Source organism: Gilliamella sp. B2824, assembly GCF_026536245.1.
Taxonomy (GTDB): domain Bacteria; phylum Pseudomonadota; class Gammaproteobacteria; order Enterobacterales; family Orbaceae; genus Gilliamella.
Map to the genome: position 1 here is coordinate 1 of NZ_JAFNON010000040.1, position 594 is coordinate 594.

Consider the following 594-nt stretch of genomic DNA (forward strand, 5'->3'; position numbering starts at 1 on the left):
AGTGATGGTCCTGAATTTATCTCGCCTAGACTTGCCAATTTACTTTCAAACAATCAAGATTTTTTACATGATGTCCAGCTAATAGATGCAACTATAATTGTTAATGGTCGTAGCTATTCTGGTTATAAAGCATTAAATTTTCTTCGTTTAATATCCTGTATTGATATGAATAAATCGGAATATGAACCAATATTAGATGATTATCCTGATGGACCAATGAAATTTTATAAAATGGTCTTTAAAGAAGATATAAATGAGCAATTTTGTATGGCAAGGTGTGAAGAATCTATAGGGCGAATTGTGATGTCAGAGTCGTTACGCCAGTTTTTTATAAACAATAAAGTAAAAGGAATAGATTGATCCACACAATGTAATCAACTTTTCTATGGATAATAGTGAAGCTTAAGTAAACCTTTTAAAGGATGTTGTTATGATTTATAGATTTATGATAGCTAATTATGCTAATCGTTATTGGTTCCAATATGACTCAACTGTCGTTGCCAATTACAAATTTATAGAATGCAAGGAGATTCAAATAAATAAACCCTTAGTTTTTAAATTAAAAGACAAAGTCAGTGAAAAGCGTTTATTCTC

Annotated in this window: 1 pseudogene; it reads left to right on the forward strand. The window is 30.0% G+C overall.

The window, feature by feature from the left end:
• Positions 1-360, forward strand: a pseudogene (locus J3U56_RS12010) (hypothetical protein); the annotation flags it as partial.
• Between the last annotated feature and the right edge of the window lie 234 nt (positions 361-594).